25 protein-coding genes are annotated in these 21,997 nt (G+C 60.0%); 14 read left to right on the top strand and 11 right to left on the bottom strand.

All coding sequences use genetic code 11. The features are described 5' to 3' along the window. The first annotated feature begins 66 nt into the window (after positions 1-66). From V7Q49_RS06635 to fumD, 4 genes are all read left to right on the top strand, one after another. Complete coding sequence (locus tag V7Q49_RS06635; RefSeq protein WP_333849944.1) at positions 67-1,089, top strand: methionine ABC transporter ATP-binding protein; 1,023 nt, start codon at positions 67-69, stop codon at positions 1,087-1,089. Then, the gene (locus V7Q49_RS06630; RefSeq protein WP_032617773.1) at positions 1,082-1,750 is read left to right on the top strand and encodes a methionine ABC transporter permease; all 669 of its coding nucleotides are present in this window, start codon (positions 1,082-1,084) and stop codon (positions 1,748-1,750) included. The genes V7Q49_RS06635 and V7Q49_RS06630 overlap by 8 nt, the downstream gene beginning before the upstream one ends. A 28-nt stretch (positions 1,751-1,778) precedes the next feature. After that, positions 1,779-2,591: a MetQ/NlpA family ABC transporter substrate-binding protein gene (locus V7Q49_RS06625; protein ID WP_333849943.1), complete on the top strand. Its 813-nt coding sequence runs from the start codon at positions 1,779-1,781 to the stop codon at positions 2,589-2,591. 110 nt (positions 2,592-2,701) lie between these two features. Next, a complete protein-coding gene (gene fumD, locus V7Q49_RS06620) occupies positions 2,702-2,911 on the top strand; it encodes a fumarate hydratase FumD (RefSeq protein ID WP_130588972.1) in 210 nt (69 codons plus the stop codon). On the opposite strand, the gene V7Q49_RS06615 is transcribed toward fumD, so the two are convergent. The 4 genes from V7Q49_RS06615 to V7Q49_RS06600 are packed head-to-tail and all read right to left on the bottom strand — an operon-like array spanning position 2,892 to position 5,974. After that, the gene (locus V7Q49_RS06615) at positions 2,892-3,578 is read right to left on the bottom strand and encodes an ABC transporter permease subunit (RefSeq protein WP_333849942.1); all 687 of its coding nucleotides are present in this window, start codon (positions 3,576-3,578) and stop codon (positions 2,892-2,894) included. The two genes, fumD and V7Q49_RS06615, sit on opposite strands and share 20 nt — an antisense overlap. Beyond that, entirely contained in the window at positions 3,572-4,339 is a 768-nt protein-coding gene (locus tag V7Q49_RS06610) for an amino acid ABC transporter permease (RefSeq protein ID WP_333849941.1), read from the bottom strand. Before V7Q49_RS06610 ends, V7Q49_RS06615 begins: the two co-directional genes overlap by 7 nt. Beyond that, on the bottom strand, positions 4,339-5,154 hold the full coding sequence (locus tag V7Q49_RS06605; protein WP_333849940.1) for an amino acid ABC transporter ATP-binding protein: 816 nt from the start codon (positions 5,152-5,154) through the stop codon (positions 4,339-4,341). Before V7Q49_RS06605 ends, V7Q49_RS06610 begins: the two co-directional genes overlap by 1 nt. 1 nt (position 5,155) lies before the next feature. Beyond that, on the bottom strand, positions 5,156-5,974 hold the full coding sequence (locus V7Q49_RS06600) for an ABC transporter substrate-binding protein (protein WP_333849939.1): 819 nt from the start codon (positions 5,972-5,974) through the stop codon (positions 5,156-5,158). Between the two features lie 242 nt (positions 5,975-6,216). Here V7Q49_RS06600 and V7Q49_RS06595 point away from each other — a divergent pair, with 242 nt between their 5' ends. The 4 genes from V7Q49_RS06595 to V7Q49_RS06580 all read left to right on the top strand — a co-directional run bounded on the left by V7Q49_RS06595 (position 6,217) and on the right by V7Q49_RS06580 (position 9,042). Beyond that, complete coding sequence (locus tag V7Q49_RS06595) at positions 6,217-6,378, top strand: hypothetical protein (RefSeq protein WP_333849938.1); 162 nt, start codon at positions 6,217-6,219, stop codon at positions 6,376-6,378. 159 nt (positions 6,379-6,537) lie between these two features. Beyond that, a complete protein-coding gene (locus V7Q49_RS06590; protein ID WP_333849937.1) occupies positions 6,538-7,866 on the top strand; it encodes a sensor histidine kinase in 1,329 nt (442 codons plus the stop codon). Next, a complete protein-coding gene (locus V7Q49_RS06585; RefSeq protein WP_333849936.1) occupies positions 7,859-8,482 on the top strand; it encodes a response regulator transcription factor in 624 nt (207 codons plus the stop codon). The genes V7Q49_RS06590 and V7Q49_RS06585 overlap by 8 nt, the downstream gene beginning before the upstream one ends. 77 nt (positions 8,483-8,559) lie before the next feature. Next, entirely contained in the window at positions 8,560-9,042 is a 483-nt protein-coding gene (locus V7Q49_RS06580; protein ID WP_333849935.1) for a GlcG/HbpS family heme-binding protein, read from the top strand. A 93-nt stretch (positions 9,043-9,135) separates the two neighbouring features. On the opposite strand, the gene V7Q49_RS06575 is transcribed toward V7Q49_RS06580, so the two are convergent. Further along, positions 9,136-9,276, bottom strand: coding sequence for a hypothetical protein (locus tag V7Q49_RS06575; RefSeq protein WP_032617828.1), 141 nt, complete (start codon positions 9,274-9,276; stop codon positions 9,136-9,138). Between the two features lie 127 nt (positions 9,277-9,403). Here V7Q49_RS06575 and V7Q49_RS06570 point away from each other — a divergent pair, with 127 nt between their 5' ends. Then, on the top strand, positions 9,404-10,216 hold the full coding sequence (locus V7Q49_RS06570; protein ID WP_333849934.1) for an MBL fold metallo-hydrolase: 813 nt from the start codon (positions 9,404-9,406) through the stop codon (positions 10,214-10,216). A 43-nt stretch (positions 10,217-10,259) separates the two neighbouring features. Next, positions 10,260-10,895, top strand: coding sequence for a carbonic anhydrase (locus V7Q49_RS06565; protein ID WP_333849933.1), 636 nt, complete (start codon positions 10,260-10,262; stop codon positions 10,893-10,895). A 40-nt stretch (positions 10,896-10,935) separates the two neighbouring features. Here V7Q49_RS06565 and V7Q49_RS06560 read toward each other — a convergent pair whose 3' ends face one another. The 6 genes from V7Q49_RS06560 to V7Q49_RS06535 all read right to left on the bottom strand — a co-directional run bounded on the left by V7Q49_RS06560 (position 10,936) and on the right by V7Q49_RS06535 (position 17,023). Next, positions 10,936-12,102 carry a cupin gene (locus V7Q49_RS06560; RefSeq protein WP_333849932.1) on the bottom strand — a complete coding sequence of 389 codons (1,167 nt, stop codon included), beginning with the start codon at positions 12,100-12,102 and terminating at the stop codon, positions 10,936-10,938. 11 nt (positions 12,103-12,113) lie between these two features. After that, on the bottom strand, positions 12,114-12,902 hold the full coding sequence (locus V7Q49_RS06555) for an HpcH/HpaI aldolase family protein (RefSeq protein ID WP_333849931.1): 789 nt from the start codon (positions 12,900-12,902) through the stop codon (positions 12,114-12,116). Further along, positions 12,889-13,611 (bottom strand): alpha/beta fold hydrolase, encoded by a 723-nt coding sequence (locus tag V7Q49_RS06550; RefSeq protein WP_333849930.1) that lies wholly within the window; start codon positions 13,609-13,611, stop codon positions 12,889-12,891. The genes V7Q49_RS06555 and V7Q49_RS06550 overlap by 14 nt, the downstream gene beginning before the upstream one ends. 9 nt (positions 13,612-13,620) lie before the next feature. Beyond that, positions 13,621-14,385, bottom strand: a complete 765-nt coding sequence (locus V7Q49_RS06545; RefSeq protein ID WP_333849929.1) for an SDR family NAD(P)-dependent oxidoreductase — start codon at positions 14,383-14,385, stop codon at positions 13,621-13,623. 3 nt (positions 14,386-14,388) lie between these two features. Continuing rightward, the gene (hisD, locus tag V7Q49_RS06540) at positions 14,389-15,711 is read right to left on the bottom strand and encodes a histidinol dehydrogenase (RefSeq protein ID WP_333849928.1); all 1,323 of its coding nucleotides are present in this window, start codon (positions 15,709-15,711) and stop codon (positions 14,389-14,391) included. A gap of 73 nt (positions 15,712-15,784) precedes the next feature. Further along, a complete protein-coding gene (locus V7Q49_RS06535; RefSeq protein WP_333849927.1) occupies positions 15,785-17,023 on the bottom strand; it encodes an MFS transporter in 1,239 nt (412 codons plus the stop codon). Positions 17,024-17,375: 352 nt separating this feature from the next. Here V7Q49_RS06535 and V7Q49_RS06530 point away from each other — a divergent pair, with 352 nt between their 5' ends. The 4 genes from V7Q49_RS06530 (at position 17,376) to hisD (V7Q49_RS06515) (ending at position 21,982) form a co-directional block, all read left to right on the top strand. Further along, a complete protein-coding gene (locus V7Q49_RS06530; RefSeq protein ID WP_333849926.1) occupies positions 17,376-18,446 on the top strand; it encodes a LacI family DNA-binding transcriptional regulator in 1,071 nt (356 codons plus the stop codon). Further along, a complete protein-coding gene (locus tag V7Q49_RS06525) occupies positions 18,443-19,414 on the top strand; it encodes a nuclear transport factor 2 family protein (RefSeq protein ID WP_333849925.1) in 972 nt (323 codons plus the stop codon). The genes V7Q49_RS06530 and V7Q49_RS06525 overlap by 4 nt, the downstream gene beginning before the upstream one ends. A 118-nt stretch (positions 19,415-19,532) precedes the next feature. Continuing rightward, positions 19,533-20,672: a nuclear transport factor 2 family protein gene (locus V7Q49_RS06520; protein WP_333849924.1), complete on the top strand. Its 1,140-nt coding sequence runs from the start codon at positions 19,533-19,535 to the stop codon at positions 20,670-20,672. Beyond that, complete coding sequence (gene hisD, locus V7Q49_RS06515; protein WP_333849923.1) at positions 20,672-21,982, top strand: histidinol dehydrogenase; 1,311 nt, start codon at positions 20,672-20,674, stop codon at positions 21,980-21,982. The genes V7Q49_RS06520 and hisD (V7Q49_RS06515) overlap by 1 nt, the downstream gene beginning before the upstream one ends. Positions 21,983-21,997 lie beyond the last annotated feature (15 nt).

Here is a 21,997-nt window from a genome sequence, read left to right as displayed (position 1 = left end):
CGGCTGTTTACTATCTTTTGGACATCCATACTGCTAAACCGCCATGAGCGACGGATTACGATAAGAATGATTGTACTCAGGAATATTTCGAAGATTTTTGACAACGGAAAAGTGGCGCTGACGGCCGTTGACAACGTGAACCTGTCGATAGAACAGGGACAGATTTATGGAATTATTGGCTACAGCGGTGCCGGTAAAAGCACCTTAATCCGCCTGCTTAACGGTCTGGAAAAACCGACTGCCGGCAGCGTGACCATTAACGGACAGGACATTTCCGCCGCGAAAGGCGAAGCCCTGCGCCAGGCGCGCCTGAAGATCAGTATGGTGTTTCAGCATTTCAATCTGCTGTGGTCCCGCACGGTGAGCGAGAACATCGCATTCTCCATGCAGATTGCCGGGGTGCCAAAAGCCAACATTAAAGCCCGCGTGGCGGAACTGGTAGAGCTGGTGGGGCTGAAAGGCCGCGAGCAGGCTTACCCGTCCCAGCTCAGCGGTGGGCAGAAGCAGCGCGTCGGCATTGCCCGCGCGCTGGCGAACAACCCTGACGTGCTGCTCTGCGACGAGGCCACCTCGGCGCTGGATCCGCAGACCACCGATCAGATCCTCGATCTGCTCCTCGACATTAACCGTCGCTTTAAGCTGACCATCGTGCTCATCACCCATGAAATGCACGTGGTGCGCAAAATCTGTGACCGCGTGGCGGTGATGGAGAACGGCAAAGTGGTGGAAGAGGGCGACGTGCTTCAGGTCTTTACCCACCCGCAGCAGCCGATTACGCAGCAGTTTGTGCGCCAGGTCAGCCAGTATGCCGAAGAGGAAACCTTCAACACCGAGCTGGCGAACGAGCTGGAAGGGACCGTCATCAAGCTGACCTTCACCGGCCACAGCACCCACAAGCCGATTGTCGGGGAGCTGACCCTGCGCTACGGCCTGCCGTTTAACATCCTGCACGGCAAAATGACGCAAACCGCCCACGGCGTGTTCGGCCAGCTCTGGCTACACGTGGTGGCAACAGAAGAACAACTGAACAATATCCTCGTCGACCTGCAGCACAGTGATATTGAAGGCGAGGTAATTAAACATGGCTGAGAATCTCTTCCCGCATCTGAAATGGGACCAGCTCTGGGCCGCCACCCTGGAAACGCTGTACATGACGGCCCTCTCCGGCGTCGCGACCTTTGTGCTCGGACTGGTGCTCGGCCTGGCGCTGTTTTTAACCGCCCGGGGTGGCATGTTCCACAACCGTACGGTCTACAGCGTGATTTCGATTGTGGTGAACGTGTTCCGTTCGATCCCGTTCATCATCCTGATTGTGCTGCTGATCCCCTTCACCAAAACCGTGGTGGGGACCATCCTCGGGGCAAACGCCGCGCTGCCCGCGCTGATTGTCGGCGCCGCGCCGTTCTACGCCCGTCTGGTGGAAATTGCCCTGCGTGAAGTGGACAAAGGGGTGATCGAGGCGACGCGCTCAATGGGTGCCCGACTGAGCACCTTAATTTTTCGGGTTTTACTGCCGGAATCATCACCTGCCCTGGTTTCAGGGATCACGGTGACGCTGATTGCGCTGGTTAGCTACAGCGCCATGGCGGGGGTGATTGGTGCCGGTGGTCTGGGAAATCTGGCTTATCTGGAAGGATTCCAACGCAACCATGGTGACGTCACGCTGGTGGCAACGGTGACCATTTTGATCATCGTTTTCATTATCCAGTTCTGCGGCGACATCATCACATCACTGTTAGATAAAAGATAAACACTAATAACACACAGGAACCATCATCATGAAAAAGACACTGACGTTGATCGCCGCAGCAACCCTGAGCGCCATGAGCTTTGCCTCCTGGGCTGATACCCTGACCGTGGGAGCGTCCAACACCCCACACGCCGAAATTCTGGAGCAGGCGAAGCCGATTCTGGCGAAACAGGGTATCGACCTGGAGATCAAACCCTTCCAGGATTACATCCTGCCGAACACCGCGCTGGCGGGTCGTGACATCGACGCCAACTACTTCCAGCACATTCCCTACCTGAACAGCGTGCTGAAAGATCACGCCGGGGATAAAGAGTATGATTTCGTCAGCGCCGGTGCGATCCACATCGAGCCAATCGGTATCTACTCTAAAAAATACAAGTCGCTGAAAGATCTGCCGGAAGGCGGCAAAATCATCATGCGTGATGCGGTCTCTGAAGAGGGTCGTATCCTCTCTATCTTCGAGAAAGAGGGCGTCATCAAGCTGAAGCCGGGCATCGACAAAGTGACCGCGCGCATCAGCGATATCGTTGAGAACCCGAAAAAACTGCAGTTCACCCCGAACGTTGAAGCCTCTCTGCTGCCGCAGATGTACAACAACGACGAAGGCGCTGCTGTCGTCATCAACGCCAACTACGCCATCGATGCCGGTCTGGATCCGGTTCACGACCCAATCGCGGTAGAGAGCGGTGAAAACAACCCGTACGCTAACATCATCACCGTGCACCGTGGCGATGAGAAGAAGAAGGATATCGTGGCGCTGGTAGACGTGCTGCACTCGAAAGAGATTCAGGACTGGATCCGCACCAAATACAAAGGCGCAGTGATCCCGGTTAACAACTAATCCCCTGATTATGCTTTTAAAAAGCCCGGTGAGTCTCTCACCGGGCTTCTTTTTTGTATAAGGCTTATGAATGCTTTAAGCTGGCGTTTTCAGGCAATGGAGTGAAGATCATGGGCAATGTAACCAAAGACGAAGCGCTGTATCAGGAGATGTGTCGCGTGGTAGGCAAAGTCGTTCTTGAAATGCGCGATCTCGGGCAGGAGCCAAAGCATATTGTGATCGCCGGGGTCCTGCGCACCTCGCTGGCGAACCAGCGGGTGCAACGCAGTGAATTAACCACCCAGGCGATGGAAACCGTCGTTAAAGCGCTGGCCGGTTAAACCGCCAGCGTTTCGCCAGCTGTTCAATCCCGCAGCACAGCAGGTAATAGACCACCCCCGTAAAGACGAAAATCGCCGCCGGGTAGATCTGCACCCGGTTATTCACCTGGCCTGCGACGGTGGTCAGTTCCGGTACGTTGACGATAAAGGCCAGCGAGGTGTCCTTCAGCAGGCTGATAAAAATTCCCAGCAGCGAAGGCAAGATGTTGCGCAACGTCTGCGGCAGCAGCACCCACCCCAGTGTTTGCAGCGCGCCAAACCCCTGCGCCTGAGCTGCCTCATACTGCCCGGCAGGCAGCGCCCGCAGCCCGGCCAACACGGAGTGCATCACCGCGGCAGCGGTAAACCACGCCAGCGCCAGGGTCACGGTCAGCGCCCCCGGCAGATCGCCGCCGGTGATCAGCGGCAGCAGATACCACAGCCAGAAAATAACAAATATCAGCGGGATCCCGCGGATAATTTCGGCCCACAGGAACAGGGTGTTGAGGATGGCGCCAGGAAAGCGCCACGCCAGGCCCGCCAGTGCGATCCCGGCGGGTAACGCCAGCGCCGCCGCGCCGAAGGCCATCAGCAGCGTCAGCAGCACGCCGCCGGGCTGCCCGACCGCAGCCCGTCCCCAGAGCAGATAATCCAGGTTATCGGTAATGACAGTGAATCCGGCTAGCATTTCTCTTCACTCCGGGTGGTGAGCGCGGCTTTTCGCCGCCGTTCGCTTGAGGGGCCTAGTTTCGTCAGCAGCACGCCCATCGCCACGCCGGTGAGCAGGTACAGCACCGTGCCAACGCTGAACGCCTCCAGCGCGTGGGCGTTATAGCTCTCGATCTGCCGCACCTGATAGGTCAGTTCCGCAAAGCCAATTCCGCTCGCCAGCGACGAGAGCTTCATCAGGTTGAGGTACTGGCCCACCACCGGCTGCCAGGCGTTCGCCAGCCCCTGCGGCAGCAGGATGTAACGCAACAGCGGCCAGGCGGAAAAGCCCTGCGCCAGCGCGGCTTCCCGCTGCCCGGCAGAGACGGCGCGGAGCCCGGCGGTAATCTCCTCGGTCAAAAAGGCCGAGGTAAAGACCCCCAGCCCCCAGGCGGAGCAGAGAAACTCAGGCGTGAACCACCACACCTGGCCCGGCAGCACCGACCAGAGGTGATCGTCCATGACAAATTCACGAAAATTCGCAGGAAGCCCGTTCCACGCGGCGAAATACCAGAACAGGAGCTGCACCAGCAGAGGGGTATTGCGAAAGAGCGAGACCCACACGGCAACAATGTTTGCGCCGATGCGGCCCCCGGCGAGACGCAACCCCAGGCAGGCGAGGGTGATGAGGCTGGCAACGACGATTCCCGCCAGGGTCACCCACAGGGTGGTAAGAAAACCGGAGAGGATCCACTGCAAGGGCTGGCCGGTCAGCACCCCTTGCCAGTCGAGGGCCGGCATCACACCGCTCCCGGATGCAGCGGGTTAAGCACCTTCTGCAAAAAACGCTGGGTGCGCGGATGGGACGGATGCTGAAAGAACTGCTCCGGCGGGGCCACTTCCAGAATATGGCCGCCATCGATGAACACCACCCGGTCGGCAATCTCCCGGGCAAACTGCATCTCATGGGTAACAACGATCATGGTGATCCCGCTGTGGGCGAGGGCCTTCATCACCAGCAGCACTTCGCCAATCATCTCCGGATCGAGGGCTGAGGTGGGTTCATCAAACAGGATAATCTGCGGCGAGGAGGCCAGGGCGCGGGCGATGGCTACCCGCTGCTGCTGTCCGCCGGATAACGCCTCCGGGTAGTGATCGGCTTTTTCCGCCATACCCACCTGGGCCAGCAGCGCCTCAGCACGGGTGTCGGCCTCGGCGGGTCGCCAGCCGTGAACGTGCTTCAGCGCCAGGGCGATGTTCTGTCGCGCCGTCAGGTGGCTGTAAAGGTTGAATTGTTGAAAGACAAACCCGACCCGGCTGCGCAGCTGGCGCAACGCCTGGCGGGAGAGCTGACGCGTCGATTTTCCGTCAATCAGGATGTCGCCGGAGGTCAGGGTTTCCAGCTGGTTAATCAGGCGGATCAGCGTCGATTTACCCGAGCCCGAGGGGCCAAGAATGGCCACCACTTCCCCCGGCGTGACGCTGAGGTTGATGCCCTTCAGCACCGGGCGATCGCCGTAGCGTTTCGCCACCTCCGAAAAGGTGACGCTGGCCTGCTCCAGATGTGAAAAATCCGCGGCAGGTGCCGCGGAGCGTGAGAATAAACCTGACCGCATCTTACTGGGCTTCTATTTTAAAGGCGCGAGGCTGCGGGGAGGGGGTCTGTGGACCAAACCAGACATCGTAGATCTTCGCCGCGTCGCCGTTGCTCTCCAGCTTCACCAGCTCGTCGTTGACCACTTTCAGCAGCGCGGTTTCGCCTTTCTTCACCCCGACGCCAATCTCCTCTTTACTCAGCAGGTCAGGGAGAATTTTAAAGTTGGCCTTGTCCGGGGCCTGAGCCAGCAGCCCGGCCAGAATGGTGCTGTCCTGGGTGATCGCCTGCACGTTGCCGTTGCGCAACGCCGTCAGCGCCAGCGGAATGTCGTCATAGGAGAGCACGCGGGACTGCGGGAAACGCTGATGCAGCGCCTGTTCCCCGGTGGTGCCTTTTACCGCCCCGATGCGCGCCTTGCTGTAGGCATCCAGTTTATCCGCCCCTTTCGCCGGAACCAGGAACTGCTGTCCGGTCACGAAGTAGGGGGTGGAGAAATCGATCACCTGGGCACGCTCCGGGGTGATGGTGATATCCGCCACGATCAGATCCGCCTTGCCCGACTGCAGCAGCGGGATGCGGTTAGCCGGGTTAGTGGCGACCAGCTCCAGCTTCACCCCGAGCGTTTTGGCTAATGCTTTGGCGAAATCCACGTCGTAGCCGACGATCTCATGGCTTTTTGCATCCACCGAGCCAAACGGCGGGTTGGCATCGAAGGTGGCGACTTTCACCACGCCCGCCGCCTTGATATCGGCCAGCTGGTCTGCCTGCGCCTGAGTTGCAGCGATCCCACCTGCGGTCAGCAAACTAAGTGCCAGTGCCAGTTTTTTGTATGTTGCCATCGTGTCCTCTGAGTCTGTTTTTTGTTTTGTCCTGCTACGCTCCCATAACCGCCCCCGGCCGCCAAATGCCAATATCGTCTTTGCTATATGAAAAAAATCATTAGTGAACAGCCTGTTACACAATGGTGAAAGGAAGGGGTGGCTTTTGCGATTCGCGCACATCCTCTGCCGGAATCGGCATTTCTCGCCGCGCCAGATTGCTGGTTTACTGCACACAGGCTGAACAAATGAGGAACAGGGCAATGGGCAAACTGATGAGTACGTTACGGCGGTTTTTTGCCGCACAATCGGAAGAGAACAGCGCGCAGCGTATTATTGAATCCATTTTGCCGGTTGCCAGCCTGTATGGCGTGGACATCGCCAATATCGACCCGGAGTGGTTCCATGAGCAAACGCAACGCTGAACACCGCCATGTGCGGGAAACCTACTGGAACGAGGTGTGCGTTATTCCGCGCACGCCCCGCCATTCTGGACGCTAACATCCAAAAATCACCGCAAGTTTTGTCCCCGGCTTAGCTTCCTGCTAAGGTCTCTGGCGTCTTCTCCAGCGCCAGTTAACTGAATGAACAACCGAAAATTTTTACATCGTGGGCTTCTGATCTGGCTCCTGCTCTGCCTGTTAAGCAGCGTGCTGCTGTATGCCGAACAGATCCGCCGTCAGTTCTGGGATCTGGACCGGGAGTTTGCCACGGCGTTTGCCGAGGCGGGGGCGGTTCTCACCCAGAACGAGTCGGTGCTGCCGCTGTTAAATGGCGATGAAGATCTGGCCGCGCTGCGTAAAAAATTCCCGCAAATCCTCGACCTGCAAAAGACCCAGGGACGCGCCCTCGACGCCGCGCGGGTTGAACCCGTGGGCGACACGCAGTACTGGCTCTATAATCCCTGGCGACAAATCCGGGTACTCATTGATACCCGGTCGGTGATCGGGGCCAGACCGCATTTTACCCGCCTCAGCCTGGATCTCCGCGGCGAGGCCTCGCCGCCCCCGGCGGAGGCCTTCTGGCACTGGCAGCAGCAATTCTCCCTGCACACCCAACCCTTTATCCTGCAAGCCGTCGCCCGACCGGCGTGGTTGAACGTTGCCCTGGTGCCGTTTTTGCTGCTCTGGCTGGGATGGGCCCTGGTGATTGCGGCAGGCGGAGTGATCCTCTGGCAGCGTAAGCAGCGGCAAAACGCCGACCAGCGCGCGAGGTATTACCAGCACGCCAGGCTCAATACCCTGGGGGAGATTACCGCGGGTATCGTGCATGAGATCAACCAGCCTCTGACCGCCGCCCAGACCTGGATCCAGGGGGCCCAGCGCCAGCTGGGGCAGGGCAATCCCGAGGCGGTGTCTCAGGCCCTCGGGTCGGCGCTGGTGCAGACCCAGCGGATAGGCGAGCTGCTGACCCGCTTTCGTGAACACGTTACCGAGGAGAGGGTAAACCTGGGCGAGGTGGACCTGGCCAGCTGCTGGCAGCAGGTCGGCAACCTGCTGGAGCACGAGCGCACCGCCCGACATATCCGCCTCACCCATGATTTTGCCGCCGATGCCCGCACGCTCTGCGCCGACCGGCTCTGGCTGGAGCAGGTGCTGCACAACCTCCTCAGCAACGCCATCCAGGCGCAGCAGGAGCATGCGGCGGGGTGGGTGCATATCCGCAGCCGGCGCAACGGCGGGTGTATTCAGATAGAAATCACCGACGGCGGGCCGGGCTTTACCCCGGATGCCTTGCTAAACGCCTTTATGCCCTTTTACAGCGGGCGGCAGGGCGGGATCGGCCTGGGCATGACCTTGACGGAGTCGTTAGTCACCAGAATGAATGGCACCCTGACGCTGGATAACGCCCCGGAGGGCGGGGCCAGGGTTCGGTTGCAGTTTGCTTATCACGGGAGTCAGGAAAATGGATAACGTCATCTGGTTAATTGACGATGATGCCTCGGTCAGGGAGTCGCTGGTGTTTCTCCTCTCCGGGATGAACTGGCGCGTTGAACCGTACGAGAGTATCGCCGCCTTTACCGCCGCGCACGGCGCAGACACGGCCCTGACCGGCTGCCTGCTGCTGGATATGCGTATGCCGGGCAAAGGCGGACTGGCCTGGCTGGAGGAGGCGGCATGGCCCTGGCCGCTGCTGCCGGTGATCCTGATGACCGGCCACGGCACCATCGACGCCTGTCGCCGGGCGTTTCATAACGGCGTATTTGAGTTTTTCACCAAGCCGCTGGATGCCGACACGCTGATCGAATCCATCACCGCCGCGCTGGCCGAGAGCCAGCAGCGGGTGGTGCGCTGGCAGGAGGCCAGACGGGTCAGGGCGCTCTTTGAACAGCTCACCGCCCGGGAACACGAGGTGCTGCTGGCCCTGATGGAGGGGAGCAGTAATAAAGAGGTCGCCGCCCGGCTGAACCTCTCGCCGCGCACGGTGGAAGCGCACCGTGCAGCGGTGTTCCTCAAGCTGGGGGTCGCCAGCCTGGTGCAGGCCATCCGGGAATACGACAAATTGCAATCCGTAGAACTACCAGGCTAACCCCGTAGTCGACCGAATAACATTTCATGGCCCGCTTCGGTACGCTGCATCTGTTTCCATTTATCCGAGGATGTGCGATGAAAAAATTAATGATGGCAGCAGTGTGTGTAGTCGGGATGGCCAGCGTATCGGCGCAGGCGCAGTCCGTGGCGCAAAAAAATCTCTCCCTGACCCAGGCCAATGCCCTGGCCAGCGCGGCCATTCAGGCCTGTACGGCTAAAAATTATCAGGTCAGCGTCACGGTGGTGGATCGTGCCGGAGTCGTTAAGGCGGTACAGCGCACGGACAACGCCGGTCCGCACACCCTGAAAGCCAGCGAGATGAAGGCCTTTACCGCGCTCAGCACCAAAAATGCCTCGGGCAAGGTGATGGAGTCCGCGCAAAGCAACGCCGGGGCACAGAACCTGCGGGATATCCCGGGCCTGCTGCTGCTGGCGGGTGGTTTGCCGGTTAAAGAAGGGGATGAGGTGATTGGAGCCATCGGGATTGGCGGCGCACCGGGTGGACATCTGGATGTAGCCTGCGCTCAGCAAGCCATTGACGGTATGACGAAGTCGTAATCATTTCCCGGCGTACGGGATGGTGTTGTAGGCCGGGTAAGGCGACAGCCGCCACCCGGCAAAAGCCCCGGACGATCGCCGGGGCTTTTTATATCAGATCTTGCAGGCGTCGCCGCAGTCATCGTCCGCTACAATCGCCTGGGCTTTTTTATCCGCATCTTCAAGGCGTTCTGCGTTACGTTCTTCTGCTTCATCCAGCCCGTCAAACACCAGATTGTTGAGATCAATTTCCATCATTTACCTGCTTTGTTCGGTTTTTGTTCCAGCTCGTATTATAGAGCAAAACACCGGGCTGAGGCACCCCAGCGCACATAAGGATAATCCTTGCCATACTCATACATTATCCGGCTAAGGAGACCTCATGATCGTTCTGTGTAAAACCTGCGGCACGTCCTATGACGTCGAACCGCAACAGTGCGCCATTTGTGAAGATGAACGCCAGTACGTGCCTGCGACGGGGCAAGCGTGGGTCGATTTTAGCACCCTGACTGCCACCCACACCAACAAGTGGCAACAGCTCGAAGACAATCTTCTGAGCATCAAAACCGTTCCCGCCTTTGCCATCAACCAGCGGGCGATCCTGCTGCGTACCCCGCAGGGCAACGTGCTCTGGGACTGCATCGCTAACCTCGATTCCGCCACCCAGGCCCTGGTGACCGCGCTGGGCGGGATCGACGCTATCGCCATCTCGCACCCGCACTACTACACCACCATGCAGGACTGGGCCGCGGCCTTTGATGCTCCGGTATACCTTCATGCCAGCGACCGGCAGTGGGTGATGCGTAACAGTCCGGCCCTGCGCTTCTGGGAAGGGGATTCCCTTGAGATCGCCCCTGACGTCCGGCTGCTGCGGCTGGGCGGTCATTTTGCCGGTGGCACGGTGCTGCACTGGAATGTCGACGGAGGCGTGCTGCTGGCCGGGGATATCCTGCAGGTGACGCCGGGAAAAGATGCGGTCTCCTTTATGTGGAGCTACCCGAATATGCTGCCGCTGCCGGCCAGCGCGGTGAGCGAGATAGCAGCCCGGCTGGACGGTATAGCCTTCGAACGGCTCTACGGGGCCTTTGAAGGACAGAACATTTCCGCCAACGCGCGGGACATTGTCCTGCGGTCGGTCCAGAAATATATTGCTTGTCTGAACTCGGGCCCGGTGGGTAAACTCGAAAAACCGTGATCTCGATCATGCCTGTACAATCACAAAAAAATGAGACATTGCTATGCAACATATCATTGAAGGTTTTCTCAGCTTTCAAAAAGAAGTCTTCCCGCAACGCAAAGATCTGTTCCGCAGTCTGGCCTCCAGCCAGAATCCCAAAGCGCTGTTCATCTCCTGTTCTGACAGCCGCCTGGTGCCGGAATTAGTCACCCAGCAGGATCCGGGACAGCTCTTTGTCATTCGTAATGCGGGCAACATCGTGCCACCTTTCGGGCCAGAGCCGGGCGGCGTCTCCGCCACTATCGAATACGCCGTGGTGGCGCTGGGCGTCACCGACATCGTGATCTGCGGCCACTCTAACTGCGGCGCGATGAAGGCGATTGCCGACAACGCCGATCTCGAGCCGATGCCAGCCGTATCACACTGGCTGCGTTACTCCGATGCCGCCAAAGCGGTAGTGGAAAATAAGACCTGGGACAACCCGACCGACAAAGTGAACGCCATGGTGCAGGAAAACGTCTTCGCCCAGCTGAGCAACATCAAAACCCACCCGTCGGTGGCGGTCGGCCTGCGTAACAACGCTATCCGCCTGCACGGCTGGGTTTACGATATCGAAAGCGGGGAAATTCGCGCCCTGGATAAAGATTCGAAAACCTTCGTCTCTCTGTCCGAAAATCCTGGCGTTTACTTCGAGTAAAAACGCACCTTCAGGGCGGGATCGCCCGCCCTGAATCCTCTTAAGTCAGCGCTTCCAGTCTGCGACCCGCCCGCTTCGCCGTTTCAGGCAGCAGATCCACCGCCGTCACATAGCCATCCGGATCGAGGCAGCGATTGGCCGCTCTGGCCTGCGCCAGGATTGTCTCATCCCAGTAGACGCGCTTACGCTGATCGCCCTGGGTGGTGAGAATGCACTCCACGTTGCCTTCCAGCGCGCGGTAAGATCGCCAGCTGTTCTCCGGGACCGAAATCACCGAGCGCTCAGGGGCGATAATGCTCACCTCTTCACCCTCCACATTCCAGGTCACCTCCAGCGTTCCCTTAAAGACCATGATCACCTGCACGTCCGGGCACAGGTGGCGACCGACCACGTGATCCGCTTTCAGGCGCAGCCACTCTACCGAGAAACCGTGCGGGTTGACGATGGCGGGCTCGGCGTGTTTGTCCTGGCTGATACCGAAGCCAATCACCGGCGCAATCTCACCCCCGTGGCCCGGCAGTACCGAATCAAGCAGTCCCGCCGCAGACCAGCGACGATCCTCCCCGGTCACCGCCCGCTGACGCATTTCTTCGACGGAGTAGTGACGCAGGGCGGCAATCTCCTCCGGTGCAAGCGGGGTCAACAGTCCCGCCGGTTCCGGCAGGGTATCGCCCGCGTTGACGTCGATGAGCATATTCTCCTTGCTCAGATACAGGCCGTACTCGCTGGCCGCAGCCAGAATCGACGGGTGCCAGATGATCCCCCCGGTATTATTGCCGCCCAGCACCGTGTAGACCATGCCGCAGGTCTCTTCTTTACTGACGTTGGTAAAGCCGCGGAAGATCCAGGTCGGAATCGACAGAATGGCCGGGGCGCTGAACTCGGCTTCGTTTTCGCCGTTGGCTCCCCAGCGGAAGCGCCAGGTGCCCTCATGAATTAAGAACACTTCGGCGGTGAAGTGCAGATGCAGGTTGTTGGTCACCCCTTTCGGCATCGCCGCGGCACCGATGTTAAAGCCGTGTGGCTCCGGAATATTCACCACCTGGGCGGACGACTGGGTCACGCCCGGACCAATAAAGGAGTAGTTCTGCTTCAGGTGCGAGCCGGGAAGTTTGCAATCGATAAACGCCAGATTGCAGGAGACCATATCTTCAGGGGCAACCAGGCGGCTTCTGGCCTGTTCCGGGGTAATGTGACGTGCTTTCATCTTCTCTCCTGTTAATAGCCTGATGCGCCAGTGGTGGGGATCGCGTTGCCGCGCGCCTGGGCGACGGCTTCACGCGAGGCGCGGCCAAGTTGCATGACATCGTTGGCGGGGGTGACAAACTGGAAACCTTCGCTGATACGCCGGGCGGCGGCCTCGCCGGAGGTGCAAAAGATCCCGGCGATTTTGTGCCGCTGGCGACAGCGGCTGACCACCATTTCCACGGCGGCCAGCATCTCCGGATGGCGGGATTCGGCGCTGGCGCTGCCGGTCAGGGTGAGGGACAGATCGTTAGGGCCGATAAACACCCCGTCCAGCCCCTCGGTGGCCAGAATGGCATCGAGATTCGCCAGCCCTTCGCGGGTTTCGATCATCGCCAGGGTCAGAATTTCGTCATTGGCGTGCTGGGGATAATCGGCCCCGCCGTACAGCAGGCCGCGGGCCGGGCCAAAGGAGCGATTGCCCAGCGGCGGATAGCGGCAGGCGGCGACAAAGCGCCGGGCCTCCTCTGGGGTGGAGATCATCGGGCAGATAATGCCGTAGGCCCCGGCATCCAGCATGCGCATGATCTGCGCCGGATCGTTATTGGCCACCCTGACCAGCGGCACCGCCGGGGTGGCGGAGAGCGCCTGCAGCATGGCGAGCGCGCTGGCGAAGTCGATCATCCCGTGCTGGAGATCGACGGTCACCGCGTCATAGCCCTGATGGCCGAGGATCTCGGCGCTGTAGCCGGAGGGGATCGCCAGCCAGCCGTTGATAATGGCGGCGTTTTCACGCACCACCCTGAGTTTATTCTTGCGCATCTGAACACTCCTTAATCCACTGGCGCAGCGGGGGGGCGACCTCATCGGGTGCCTCAAGCAGGGTAAAGTGCCCGGCAGAGGCGAGGGTGACGCACCTCGCCTGCGGGGCGCTCTCTGCAACCAGCTGGTGGTGATGGGGCGTGCAGAGGGGATCCTGCATGCCGTTGATAATGATGATGGGGCAGGCGAGCGAGGCCAGCGCCTCGCGATTATCCCGCCGGGTAATGGCGATCTCCGTCTGCGTCGCTAAGGTATCGAGGCCACTCTCCTCTGCCATCCGGCAGATAAGAGCGTGTAAGGCCTGGTCATCCACCCGCGACGGCGCAACGTACTTCGGCCACAGGCTGGCAGAGAGCCATCGCGTCAGCCCCTGCTGGCGGGCGACGCTCACCGCCTCGCGCCGCGCCGGAGCACTTTCCGGCGGAACGGCCAGCGGGTTGACCGACAGCAGCGCCAGTCCGGCAATGCGCCCGGGGGCGTCGGCGACCATCTGCAGCGCCACTATCGCCCCCAGCGAAAACCCGGCCAGCAGGAAGCGCGGCGGGAGCTGATCCAGCAGCCGCTGCGAAGCCTGCTCCGCCGAAGTGTCTGCCGTCAGCCTGGGGCAGATCACGGCAGACTGATTGAGCCGGGCCAGGATGGGCTGCCAGAGCCTGGCGTTACAGAGCGTGCCGCTAAGCAGCACCAGCGGCAGGGGGGGATTATTCACAGTCTCTCCTCAGGTTGCAGTCCAGCCGCCGTCGACCATCAGGGCGCTGCCGGTGATCATCCCAGCTGCATCGGAGGCCAGGAACACCACCGGGCCCATGATGTCCTCGACCTTGCCCAGCCGACGCAGCTTGATGTTGTCCAGCACGTAGCGGCGAAACTCAGGTTCGGCCAGCGACGGCGCAGAGAGCGCGGTCTCAATAAAGGTCGGGCACAGGGTGTTAACCCGGATCCCGTCTTCACCCAGCTCCAGCGCCATGGCTTTGGTTAACCCCTCCAGGGCAAATTTCGACGCGCAGTAGACGCTGCGGCGGGGGCCACCGACGTGGCCCATCTGCGAGGAGAGATGGATAATCGATCCGGCAATTTGCCGATCGCGCATCCGCGCCGCCACCCGCTGGCTGACAAAGAAGGTGGCCCGGACGTTGACCGTCATCACCGCATCGAAGCTGGCCTCGCTGGCTGCCAGGAAGGGTTCATGGCGCGCCAGCCCGGCGCTGTTGACCAGAACGTCAAATGCGGGCAGCCCGGCGAGCACCGACTCGACCTGCGCCACGTCGGTGATATCCAGCGCCACCGGGTGCAGCCTCAGCCCGTGTTCCGCGGCCAGCGTTGCGGCACCGTCCAGCCCCTGGCGATCCCGGGCGGCGATCCATATCTCCGCCCCGGCATGGGCCAGCGCGACGGCGCAGGCAAACCCCAGCCCTCGGGAGCCGCCCGTCACCAGGGCGCGTTTGCCATGCAGACCAAAGGAGGGCATCTCAGGAAAGGTCATGGGTTACACCTTCTCTCTGACCGGGGCCGGGGTGGCGTAAGGCACCTCCACCTGACCGTAGCGGCGCACGCGCACGTTGGCCTGCTCGGCGTGTCCGGCAAAGCCCTCCAGCAGCGACAGCCGCGAGCAGTAGCTGCCGATCTCCGCGGTGGCCTCATCGCTGAGGACCTTCTGCCAGGTACAGGTTTTCATGAACTTACCGACCCACAGGCCGCCGGTGTAGCGCGCCGCTTTTTGCGTCGGCAGGGTGTGGTTGGTGCCGATCACCTTGTCGCCGTAGGCCACGTTGGTGCGCGGACCGAGGAACAGCGCGCCGAAGTTGGTCATGTTGGCGAGGAACCAGTCGTCACGGTCGGTCATCACCTGCACGTGTTCTGAGGCGATGCGGTCGGCTTCGGCGAGCATTTCGTCGTAGCTGTCGCAGACGATAATCTCCCCATAGTCGTGCCAGGCCTGGCGGGCAATGTCGGCGGTGGGCAGTTTTTCCAGCAGGCGGTCGATCTCGCGCAGCGTCTCTTTCGCCAGCTGCAGGGAGTTGGTCAGCAGGATCGCAGGTGTTGTAACGCCGTGCTCGGCCTGCCCCAGCAGGTCGGTGGCGCAGATTTCGGCGTCGACGGTGTCGTCGGCAATGACCAGGGTTTCGGTTGGACCGGCAAAGAGATCAATGCCGACCCGGCCAAACAGCTGGCGCTTGGCCTCCGCCACAAAAGCGTTGCCCGGGCCGACCAGCATATCCACCGGGGCCAGTGAGTCGGTGCCCAGCGCCATTGCGCCAATCGCCTGAATGCCGCCGAGGGCGAAGATCTCGCTGGCGCCCGCCATTTTCTGCGCCGCTACGATGGCCGGCGCAGGCTCGCCGCCGAACGGCGGGGCGCAGCTGACGATACGGGAGCAGCCCGCGACGTTGGCAGTGATAATCGACATATGCGCCGAAGCCAGCAGCGGATATTTCCCGCCCGGGACATAACAGCCCACCGCGTTAATCGGAATGTTTTTATGGCCGAGGATCACCCCGGGGCGGGTCTCTATTTCCAGATCAAGCAGACAGGCTTTTTGCGCCCGGGCGAAATTAAAGACCTGTTCCTGGGCGAATTCAATATCGTGAATATCCTGACGGCTTAATTTTTTAATGCAGGCATTAATTTCTGCATCGGTCAGACGATAATCCTGCCGGTCATAGCGATCGAACTTAACGGATAATTCGCGAATGGCTTTATTCCCACGCTTTTCAATATCCGCAAGAATAAGTTCCACCGTTTCTCGTATTTGTCGCTGCGCATCCTGACGTTCCTGAACCGGTTTACTGGTTTTAAGTTGATAAGCCACACTCTCTTCCTTCTGTATTTATGATGAGGGGTACCCTCCCGGCGGACCGGGATAATATTATCGGGATGAAAAATTACTGGTCGCGCGCGGGCGCGAGGGCGCTATTAAGAGATAATTCAGCCGTGGCGGGTGTTTTACGGGAATAAACCCAGCGCACCGAAAGCGGGGTGGCAATCGCTGCGACCACCGACAGAGCGGCAATAAACAGATACCCGGACGACAGGTTAATGTGTTGCAGCATCACCCCCATGATCACCGGCCCGGCAAACATGCCGCAGGAGTAAATGGTCTGGAACAGCCCCATCCGCGTCGACTGCTCATCGGAGGTGGTGTTGACCACGCTCAGGGACATAAAGGCCGCGAACGCCATCCCGAAGGAGAACCCGGCCAGCGCCTGCAACAGATAGATCAGGTACAGATTGCTGGTAAAGGGGATACCAAAGGTGGAGACCACCTGTAGCACAATGCCCAGTACCGCCGTCTTCATCAGACCCAGACGCTGGTAAAACACGCTGCTGCACAGGGCAATGGCGAGGGCATAGAAGATCAGATGGATGTTGCTCAGCAGGGTTAAAATCCCGGCCCGGCCACCCAGCTGCTCGGCGTAGATCGGGGTGAGCGTATCGCGGGTGGCAAAGGGCACCAGGATAACCAGGGTTGCCAGAATACCGATCAGCCACACCGAGCGGTCGGCCAGCTGCAGGCGGGCACCGGCAATACAGGCTTTCAGCGTCGGGGCTTTTACCGGGTCGTGGACGTCGCGGATCCGGGTGGTGAGGAACAGCGCCACCAGCGCCGAGACGCAGGAGACGAAAAAGGCGATGTTGTTCGCAAAATAGTGAATCAACAGGCCGCCGATGCAGTTGCCGAGGAACACCCCCAGCGGCCCGGCCAGCGCCAGAAAGGCGACGGCAGCTGGTGCATCTTTCTGATCAAAGTAGCGAATAAACAGGATGTTGTAGAGCACCCAGGTGGCGGCGGTGACGCCGTCTGCCGCTTTCGCCAGATAGAGGGTCAGGGCGTTTGGCTCCAGCCAGGCCAGCGGCCAGGCGATAATCGGCAGCACCAGCGCAAACTGGATAAAGATTTTCCGACTCTTCACCACATCGGAGACAATCCCCAGCGGGAAGCGGATCAGCAGGGTCGCCAGGCCACTGGCCCCCATGATGATCCCCATCACCTGCGGCTCCATCCCCTGATTGATCATCATCGGGGCCAGAAACGCATCAATGCTGTGAATACAAATAAAAAACAACACGCTGATGATAAAGAACAGCCGGGCTTCCGGTCGGCGTAACAGTGCTCGAAACATGGTTGTGAACCTCTTAAAACGTAATGGGTTAAAACCAGTCAAGTACAACTTTTACCGGCTCACTCCCTTTGGTGACTGCCCAATCTGCCCGGTACCATTGACGGTATGAAAACTGCGCTGCATACGTATTCAAAAATTGAAGTTACGAAAAGGTTTCAATTTTGTAAAGGTCGTTTGTCACCATTGTGAAAAAAATAATTCTGGCTGTTGCATACGCATGCAAAGATGGTGTAAGACTAAAAAGTACCCGCTTCCTGAGGCGCAGTTTTGCGGGGGGTTATGGCAGGTGTTCGGCATAACGCCTTGAATCTGTGCCAGAATGGGGAAGCGAAAGGGATAAGGAACACACGTAATGAAACGTAAGACTTTTACAGCGGTGACCTCACAGCAGGTGGCGCAGCTGGCGGGCGTATCACAGTCCGCGGTGTCACGCACCTTCACGCCGGGGGCGAGCATCTCGTCGGCCACGCGTGAAAAAGTGCTGAAGGCGGCCCGGGAGCTGGGCTACCGCCCGAACGCCATTGCGCGTTCGCTTAACACCGCCCGCTCGCGGATCATCGGCGTGGTGATCTCCTATTTTGATAACCAGTTTTACCCCCAGGTGCTGGAGGCGCTGGCGCAGAAGCTGGACACCCTCAACTACCACCTGCTGCTGTTTGTCGGCGACCGCGAGGGGAACGTGGACCGGATTTTCGACCAGATCATGCAGTATCGCGTGGACGGCATCGTGCTGGCCTCGGTGACGCTGTCGCTGGATCTGTCGGAGGAGTGCCTGGCCGCCGGGATCCCGGTGGTGCTGTTTAACCGCAGCGAAGAGAGCGGGATGGCCTCCAGCGTCAACAGCAATAACGAGGCAGCCGCCCGCCAGATTGCCGAGTTTCTCCTCGCCGCAGGCCATCAGCGGTTTGCCTGGGTGGGCGGCGTGGCGGATTCGTCGGTCAACATTGCCCGTCAGCGCGGGTATCTGGGTGCGCTGCAGGAGCAGGGGATTGACGACGTCCGGGTGGTCAACGGCAACTATGATGCGCAGCAGACCGCCCGCGCGGCCTACGCCCTCTTTTCCGCCTCGCCTGCGCCGGACGCGATTTTCGTTGCCAACGACCATATGGCCGTCATCGTGATGGACGTGGCGCGCTATGAGTTTGGCCTGCGGATCCCGGAGGACGTCTCGATCATTGGCTATGACGATATCGGCCCGTCCAGCTGGGCATCCTATGCGTTAACCTCCGCCTCGCAGCCGGTGGAGGCGATGGTCTCCGCCACGGTGGAGTTACTGATGAAGCAGATCGACAGCGGCACTATCGAACCCGAGCAGGTCATCGTCCCGGGCAGGCTGGTGGTTCGCCACTCTGCGCGCCGCCCCCATACGGGCACCATCGACGCAGAGGGTAATTACGTGTTCCAGACCCAGGAGGACAAATGAGCAGATTGCCGGGATTCAGCCCCCAGTTCGACTCCATTCAACAGTTTATTCGCACCCTGACGCACGTGGTCTGGGAGCAGAAGGACATTGGCCAACTGGCCGACTTTTACGCCTCCCCGGTGGTCTTTATCACCCCGGAGAAGCAGCTTAACGATCTCTCGCAGTTTATGCGCCTGACCCTGGAGGCGATGCACAGCTTCCCCCAGCGCACGGTGCTGACGGAAGATATTCTGACGACGCAGAACCCCGGGGATGAGTATTACGCCGCCCAGCGCACTATCGCCTGCATTCGCCATCAGGGGGAGGGCTTCTTCGGCCCGCCGACCGGGAAAACCGTCTGGGTGCGTACCTGGGCCGACAGAATTTGCGCCGAAGGGGCCGTGCGCCAGGAGTGGCTTTTGCAGGATAGGGCAGCAATTGTGGCGCAGCTGGGACTCAACGTGCAGGAGTTTGCGCGTAATCTCGGGGTACTGCAGAACCAGCTGGGGATCGTCCGCGAAAGTGCCGAAACCCTCGATGCCCGCTGGGCAGGTGGGCCTGAAGGGGATGACGTTGAGGGGCCGATTGCCGGGGTGGTGGAGCGCTATCTGACGATGTGGGCGGGGGGCAACAGCGGCACCGTGCCGGGCCTGTACCATCCTGCCGCCACGCTGTATGCCCCGGGGCACTGCATCGGCACCGGCGAGCAGGAGATCGCCGCGCTGCTGTCGGGCTACCGGGCGTCCTTTGCTGACAGCGAGGTGCAGCTGCACCACCTGATTGTGCGTCGGGATCCCAACGAGCCGGTGCGCATTTCCCTGCGCTGGTCGCTCCTGACCTGGCACGACGGCTACGGTAAATTTGGCGTGCCGACCCGTAAACCGGTCTCCATTACCGGTATCAGCCAGCTGGAATTACGCGATGGATTAATTATTCGCGAATATTTAGGCATTGATGAATTAGCTATCTGGTCGCAAATCGTTAATTAAACGAAATATCGTTATCTAAAAACGCTTTTTAAATCCGCCGCAATACCTATTGCGGCTCTCTTCTCCATCCATTCCGGGTGCGGGATCGTATTGTCTGAAAATAGATGCAGGAGTTTATATGTCTTCAACCGAAGCAACAAATAAAGCGCCAGCCGTACCTGAGAAAAACAGTAAACCCACCCGCGACGAACCGGTATTACAGGTTGAGCGCCGGGACTTTATTGATTTAGTGCCGGAGAAACGTCCGCGCGCGCAATCATTACGCGGATTCGATGAGTGCTATACCGATATTGTCGATTATATCGTTCGCTGTACCCATAAAATATGGGATGAGCGCGACGTGGGATTAATTTACACCCACTATACGCACAACTGCGTCTTATATAACGCGCTGGGCACCCTCTATACCCGCGAGCAGGTGGTGCAGGACACCCTGCAACGTCTGGTGGCCTTCCCGGAGCGCCGCGGCATGGCCACCCAGGTGATCTGGAACGGTAACGACGTGGACGGCTTCTATACCTCGCACCTAGTCACCGGCAGCGGTCGCCATACCCAGTTCAGCCATCTCGGCAAGCCGACCAACCGCACCTTTGTTACCCGCACCGTGGCCGACTGCATGATCCACGAAAACAAAATCTACCGGGAGTGGGTGGTGAGCGACAACATGTCCCTGATGAAGCAGCTGGGGCTCAACACCGACGAGATCGCCTTTAACATGGCGAAAGAGCAGTTCGACAAGGGCTTCCGCGTTACCGACATCGGCGAAAACGGCCGCATGCTGGGGCAGTATCCGCCGGAAATGGTCTGCGACGTCTCTATTGCCCATACCGATACCGAAGAGCAGTGCCTGCGCTGGCTGCACGAAATCTATAATCGCCGGATGCTGGGCAAGATCAAAGAGGTCTACGCCCCGAACGTCCAGTGGCACGGGCCGCTGATGAAAGAGCTGTACGGCACGGCGTCGGTGACGCACCAGACCCTGGCCCTGATCGGCATGATCCCCGACGGCGCCTGGCTGCCGCAGCATATCTGCTCCAATCCGTGCGAGGAGGGAGGCACCAAGGTGGCGGTTCGCTGGATCATCGAGGGTCACCATCTGGGCTACGGCGAGCTGGGTAAACCGACCGGCGAACGCCTGTTCGTGATGGGCATGTCTCACTACCACATTATCAACGGCAAAATCGTCGACGAGTGGGTGGTTTACGATCACCTGGCGCTGCTGGCGCAAATCAAACTGGGTCAAATGGAGGAAGCATAATGTCTGTACAGTCAATCGTTGACCAGGTGAGCTGGATCAAACGTCCGCAGGGACAGGATGCACAGGCCGACAGGTCGTTAACCGACACGGTCAGCGCCATTATTGAGCGCGTGAAGCGTGACGGCGACGAGGCCCTGAAGGCCTTTTCGCAGCAGTTTGATAAGGTGGTTCCGGCGCAGTTTGAAGTGACCGCCCAGGAGATCGAAACGGCGCTCAGCGAGATGGATCCCCAGACCCGTCGCGACAGCGAGTTTGCCATTCAGCAAGTACGCCGCTTCGCTGAGGCCCAGCTCGCTACCATGCAGCCGCTGGAGGTGGAAACCCTGCCCGGTGTGCATCTTGGGCACCGCATTATCCCCGTCCAGACGGTGGGCTGTTACGTCCCCGGGGGGCGTTATCCGATCCTCTCCGCGCCGGTGATGTCGATCGTGCCCGCAACGGTTGCAGGATGTGAACAGATTATTGCCTGTCTGCCGCCCGGCGCGCACCCGGCGATGATTGCGGTCTGCCACCTGGCGGGCGCGCACCGGATTTTTAAAATTGGCGGCGCGCAGGCTATCGCCGCCATGGCCTGGGGCACTGAAAGCGTGCCGGCGGTGGATAAAATCGTCGGGCCGGGCAACGCCTTTGTCAACGAGGCCAAGCGCCAGGTGTTCGGCAAGGTGGGGATCGACGCTCTGGCCGGACCGAGCGAGATCTTCACTATCGCCGACGACAGCGCCGATGCGCGCATTATTGCTGCCGATCTGCTGGCTCAGGCCGAGCATGATGTCCATACCCGCGTGGGGCTGGCGACCACCAGCCGGGCGATTGCCGAAGGGACCCTGGCGGAAATCCAGCGTCAGCTTCAATCGCTGCCGACCGCCGTCACCGCGGGCGAGGCCTGGCGTCGTCAGGGTGAAATTGTGCTCTGCGACAGCGAAGAGCAGCTGATCGCTTTCGCCGACTACATGGCGACCGAGCATCTGCAGGTGCATACCCGGGATCCGCACGGCACGGCAGCGAAAATCCGCAATTACGGATCGCTGTTTATCGGCCAGAACGCCAGCGTGGTGTTCTCGGATAAATGCTGCGGCACCAACCATACCCTGCCGACCATGGCGGCAGCGCGCTATACCGGCGGGCTGTGGGTGGGGGCGTATGTGAAGATCTGTACACATCAGTGGATCGACGAGCAGGGCATTGCCGCGATTGCCGAGCCTGCCATTCGCCAGAGCCGTACCGAGGGGATGCAGGGGCACCGCCGCGCGGCGGAAATCCGTTTGCGTCCAGAGGCACTGGATGCCATCACCTCCGGGCTGCGCGACTAAAGGCGACGGGAGGTC

The sequence above is a fragment of the Leclercia sp. genome (assembly GCF_036780805.1).
GTDB lineage: Bacteria > Pseudomonadota > Gammaproteobacteria > Enterobacterales > Enterobacteriaceae > Enterobacter.
The sequence above is the reverse complement of the archived record's forward strand: the minus strand, read 5'-3'. Positions and strand labels throughout refer to the sequence as shown.